The sequence below is a fragment of the Hylemonella gracilis ATCC 19624 genome (assembly GCF_000211835.1).
GTDB lineage: Bacteria > Pseudomonadota > Gammaproteobacteria > Burkholderiales > Burkholderiaceae_C > Hylemonella > Hylemonella gracilis.
In genome coordinates this window covers 1-5,075 of the sequence record NZ_AEGR01000112.1, presented here as the reverse complement: position 1 = coordinate 5,075, position 5,075 = coordinate 1, and the positions used below count along the sequence as shown (strand labels likewise).

4 protein-coding genes and 2 pseudogenes are annotated in these 5,075 nt (G+C 59.2%); 5 read left to right on the top strand and 1 reads right to left on the bottom strand.

Annotated features, from left to right (window positions below; genetic code table 11):
* From HGR_RS16610 to HGR_RS17145, 5 genes and pseudogenes are all read left to right on the top strand, one after another.
* Positions 1 to 643, top strand: a 643-nt coding sequence (locus tag HGR_RS16610; RefSeq protein ID WP_006299566.1) for an MFS transporter, incomplete at its 5' end; no start/stop codon positions are given.
* Between the two features lie 82 nt (positions 644 to 725).
* Positions 726 to 1,718: an aldo/keto reductase gene (locus tag HGR_RS16605; RefSeq protein ID WP_006299565.1), complete on the top strand. Its 993-nt coding sequence runs from the start codon at positions 726 to 728 to the stop codon at positions 1,716 to 1,718.
* 89 nt (positions 1,719 to 1,807) lie between these two features.
* The gene (locus tag HGR_RS16935) at positions 1,808 to 2,812 is read left to right on the top strand and encodes a hypothetical protein (RefSeq protein ID WP_138922580.1); all 1,005 of its coding nucleotides are present in this window, start codon (positions 1,808 to 1,810) and stop codon (positions 2,810 to 2,812) included.
* Positions 2,813 to 2,866: 54 nt separating this feature from the next.
* On the top strand, positions 2,867 to 4,435 hold the full coding sequence (locus HGR_RS16595) for a Na+/H+ antiporter (protein WP_006299563.1): 1,569 nt from the start codon (positions 2,867 to 2,869) through the stop codon (positions 4,433 to 4,435).
* A gap of 94 nt (positions 4,436 to 4,529) precedes the next feature.
* Positions 4,530 to 4,718 (top strand): annotated as a pseudogene (locus HGR_RS17145) (LysR family transcriptional regulator); the annotation flags it as partial.
* A gap of 4 nt (positions 4,719 to 4,722) precedes the next feature.
* Here the strand turns inward: HGR_RS17145 and HGR_RS16590 are convergent.
* A pseudogene (locus HGR_RS16590) lies at positions 4,723 to 4,980 on the bottom strand (IS21 family transposase); the annotation flags it as partial.
* Positions 4,981 to 5,075: the final 95 nt, after the last annotated feature.

Below are 5,075 nucleotides of genomic sequence, written 5' to 3'. Positions count from 1 at the left end.
CGAAAGCCGCGAACGTTCAGGAGCAAACCTGGCGCGCGTGTTGTTCATCGGTGCGGCGATGGGTTTCTTCTTCTACACCACGCAGTACCTGCAGGGCGTGCTTGGCATGCGTCCGATGTGGGCCGGCATCGCGTTTTTTCCGTCGATGCTGGTCAACTTCCTTGGCGCCTTGGCTGCACCAGCGCTCGTCAAGCGTTATGGGCACAACACCGTGCTGGTTGGTGCCCTCACGACCTCGCTCGTAGGCATGGCGTGGTTGGGACAGATTGAGGTTGACACCTCGTTTCTGTTCGGTGTCGCGCTGCCGATGGTGCTGGTCGGCGCTGGCATGGGGACGACGCTGGCGCTGCTCACGATCAATGGTGTGGCCGGTGTTGCGCCACAGGATGCCGGCTCGGCATCTGGTCTCGTGGGGGTGGCACATCAACTTGGAGGCGCCCTGGGGCTGGCGATCCTCGTAGTGGTCTTTGCGACGCCCGTCCTGCCGTCGGGCACTGCGTCGAACGTCGAACTGGCACATCGAATCGGCGCGGCGCTCTCCGGGGCCACCGTCTTGCTGGCCATCGCTCTGCTGCTCGTTCTTTGGTATGTGGTGCGGCGACCCACGCTGGCCACGACTGTCATTGACGGCAAGCTTGAATAGGCGCGGATTCGATATGACAAAGCTGAGCGTCAATCACCGCAACCCCGCAATTGTTCAACCACCATAGAGGAAAGAAAAGACCATGAAGTACATCAAACTTGGAAATACAGGCATCGACGTCTCGAAGATCTGCCTGGGGATGATGAGTTTTGGTAAGCCGGGCAGTGAACACGGTTTGTTCCCGTGGGCCGTGGACTTCGAAGAAGCCAAGCCGATCTTCAAGAAGGCTATTGAGCTGGGCATCAACTACTTCGACACGGCCAACGTGTATCAATTGGGCACCAGCGAGGAAGTCACGGGCAAGCTCATCAAGGAATTCAATCTCGACCGAGACGACATTGTTGTGGCCACGAAGGTGCGCATGGAGATGCGCCCCGGAAAACCGAACGGCAGCGGCCTGTCGCGCAAGGCCATCCTCATCGAGATCGATAAGAGCCTGAAGCGGTTGGGCCTGGACTACATCGATCTCTATACCATCCACCGGCTGGACCCGATGACCCCCATGGAAGAAATCATGGAGGCGCTGCACGACGTCGTGAAAAGCGGCAAGGTGCGATACATCGGTGCGTCCACCATGTATGCCTGGGAGTTTGAACGGATGCAGAACATCGCAGAGACGAATGGCTGGACCAAGTTCGTTGCGATGCAGAACCACTACAACCTCATCTATCGCGAAGAAGAGCGGGAGATGATCCCTCTGTGCCGGGATCGCAAGATCGCACTCACGCCGTGGAGCCCGCTGGCTGGTGGCCGCTTGTCGCATCCGTGGGGAACTGTGACGCGGCGCGTGAAGATCGATGAAGTCTCGAAGTGGGTCTGGGACGGCACCAATGACCTGGACAAGGTCGTCATCGACAACGTGCAAGCCCTGGCCCAGGCACGTGGCATATCGATGGGTCAGATGTCGCTGGCGTGGATGATCAGCAAGCCCTACATCACCGCACCGATCATTGGCACGACCGCAATCAAGCACGTGGAAGAAGCCGTCTCGGCGCTGGAAATCCAGCTTTCCAACGATGAAATCCAGGCACTCGAAAAGCCCTATGTGCCGCATCCTGTATTGGGGATGATGTAAAGGCTCTCGACGACTCGTCACAACCGGTCATCGTTTGATGACCGGATAGCGAAAGTGTTCACATGACCCACTAAAGAAACTCGAAATCAATGACCAAAACATTTGCTGGAAACTTCATCACGCCAATGGCTGTTGTGGCTGCCTGCCTGCAGGGGGCTGCGCCAACGCACGCGCAAACGTTGGCACCACCTCAGACTGGCATCGCAGCCATCACATTCCACGTCGACCAAGCCTACCCGGAGAGTGTTGCCTGGTCAGCGCGGCAAAAGACGTTCTTTGTTGGGTCGCTTCGTAAGGGAACCATCGGTAAGGTCTCGCTTGCGGGCGAATACAAGCCCTTCGCCGCAGACAAGCTGATGTTCGGCTCCGGCGGCATTAAGTACGACGCAAAACGCAACTGGGTGTGGGCGGCGTTGTGCGACATCGGTGTGTCAACCCAGAGCTCACCCAGCACGCAGGGCAAGACCGCAGCGATCATCGCTTTCGACGCAACGACGGGACGGAAGAAGCGCTACATCGATTTAGCACCTCTGACTGAAGGGGGCCGCTGCGCCAACGATCTCGCTTTCGATCCCAAAGGCAACATCTATGTGACAGACAGCTTCGCGCCCGTCGTCTACGTCATTGATCGCCACTTCAAGCCGCGTGTGCTCGTGCGCAGCGAGAAGTTCCAAGGCGACAATTTCAATCTCAACGGCATCGCCTACCACCCGGACGGATTCTTGCTGGTTGGCAAGCACAGCACTGGCGAGTTCTTCCGAATCGCTCTCAAGCCCCAAGTCGAAGTGCATTCCATCAGTCTGTCGGCCAATTTGCCGGGTGCGGACGGCATCGATCTGATTGGCAAGGACTCGCTCGTGGTCGCCCAGAACGGGGGGGTGGACCGCGCCGTTCAGTTGACCAGCGCAGATGGCTGGAAGACAGCGCAAGTTCAGGAACTTGGCAAGAGTACGGTTTCGTTTCCCACCGCGGTCACCTCGAACGGGAAGGACGTGTACATGCTGAACAACCGGGTTGACACACTCATTGATCCTGCCGCGCAGAAGGTGAGCGAGTACGTCCTGCAGCGTGTACCGGTTGGCGACAGCAAATGACCGGGCTTTGCACTGAGCAGTCAGCGATTCGATGAATCAGAGCTGGGATAGGCCTTGGAAACCTTTGAATGGATCATCGTTCTCCTGATCGCGGCGGCGTCCCTGGCTGAACTGGCTCGCAGATTGGACGTGCCGTACCCCACGCTGCTCGCGGTCGGCGGCGTGGGCCTAGCGTTCTTGCCGTCGGTGCCTCAGTGGACGCTTGATCCAGAGTTGGCCCTGGCCTTGTTCGTGGCGCCGGTGCTGTTGGACACGGCCTACGACACGTCGTTGCGGGACCTTCGCACGAACTGGAGGCCAGTCGCGGGGCTCGTGATTGCCGCTGTCGGCACCACGGTGCTTGGCGTGGCCTTGGTCTGCCGCTGGCTGGTACCGGACATGCCGTGGGCGGTTGCAATCGTCCTGGGGGCCATCGTGGCACCGCCGGATGCGGCAGCCGCCACCGCGGTGATGCGTCAAGTCGGACTGCCCCATAGGGTGCTGAGTATTTTGGAAGGCGAAAGCCTGCTCAATGACGCCAGTGCGCTGTTCGTATACCGCCTGGCTTTGATGGCCATGGTTGCGGGCCCCCTCGGTTTTGACGACTACTTGCCGGTGTTTCTGCTCACGGTATTTGGCAGCATTGTGGTGGGGGTCGGCCTGGGGTTTGCACTGCGCCCGGTAATGAGCGGCCTCAGCCACGTGCCGACGTCATTGATCGTGCAATTTGCAGTGACCTTCGGCGTCTGGATTCTCGCCGAGAAGATCGGCTTGTCCGGCATCCTGACCATGGTGGCATTTGCCCTGACCATGGCCCGGGGAGGGGGGCCGCGCATACCGGCCCGCATGCGTGTCCCGATCTTCTCCGTCTGGGAAACAGTGGTTTTTGTCTTGAATGCCCTTGCTTTCGTGCTGATTGGCATGCAGTTGCGACCGATCTGGGAGCGCCTGGGCAGTGGGGCTGCCCGAATCGATGCGATCGTGATCGCCGCCGTGGTGCTCGGCGTGGCCATCGCGACGCGGTTCCTGTGGGTGATGAGCTACAGCGCTCTCGTTTTGCACAACAACAGAAAGATAGAGCCCGCGAAGCGTCCGAAGCGTTCATGGGGAGGGGGCCTCGTGGTTTCCTGGGCTGGCATGCGTGGCATCGTGACCCTTGCCGCCGCCTTCGCCGTTCCCGAGACGCTGCCGGATGGTTCGCCCTTTCCATTCCGTGACCCGATCCTTTTCTGCGCGTTCGCGGTGGTGTTCGGCACCTTGGTCATTCAAGGACTGACGATGAAGTGGGTCATTGGCAGGCTGAATCTGTCAGACGACGATCCGGTCGCGGCGGAGGTGAGGATTGGGCGGACGTTGATATACCAAGCATCGCTTGATGCGATTGAGTCAGACGACTCGGTGCACGCGCGCCTGCTCAGAAAGGAGCACCAGGCGATCATCGAGCGGAACGCAAGCCGGGACCACCATGAACAACCGCTGAATGAAGTCCCGGGCGGGCCGATGCGGCGACAGGCCATAGAGGCCGCGCGCCGCAAGGCCATCGAACTTCGCAATCAGGAAGTCATCGGCGACCAGGCGTACCGCGCGCTGGTGCAAGAACTGGACTGGGCTGAATTGGCTGCTGGTGGAAATGCTTCCGAATAGACCCTCAGGAAAAGTGCCGGGGAAACTCGCCAGTCGAGTTTTCGCCCATTTTCAATGGCGAGTTGGACTCGGAATTCTGGGGGTTAATGTTCTTATGGAGCTTCGCCACCTTCGATGCTTCCTTGCCGTTGCCGAAGAGCTTCATTTCGCGCGTGCCGCCGAGCTTCTACACATCGAACAGTCACCACTGTCGCGTGCCATTAAGGAGCTTGAAGAAAATCTGGGAGCGCAGCTTTTCTTGCGGACAACAAAAAGCACCCGACTGACACGCGCAGGCCGGATGTTGTGTAGATCTGCTTCTGATTGCGCCGCTGTTTCCGCGATTTTGTTGCCTCGATTCCTAGCCAGTTGGCCAGCTTCTCGGCATAGGGATCGAGCTTGCTAGGGCTGACTCGCCTTGTGTAGGTGGGCTCGGTCTCATCCGACCGCAGGTACTTCTTCACTGTGTTGCGAGCCAGGCCTGTGCGCCTGGAGATCTCGCGGATGGCCATCTGTTCTCGCTGTGCCCAACGCCTGATGACATTCAATGTCGCCACGTCTATCACTCCCAATTCCCCCCCCGCGTTTAAAGCTCGGAGGGTAGGGGCTACGTGGGTCAACTTTGGATGGAAATGCCAATGAGCTGAGAGCGGCGGGCGTG

Excerpts from the sequence above, each read along its gene's own strand:
- HGR_RS16605 (WP_006299565.1), top strand. The coding sequence starts at position 726 with ATGAAGTACATCAAACTTGGAAATACAGGCATCGACGTCTCGAAGATC.
- HGR_RS16935 (WP_138922580.1), top strand. The coding sequence starts at position 1,808 with ATGACCAAAACATTTGCTGGAAACTTCATCACGCCAATGGCTGTTGTG.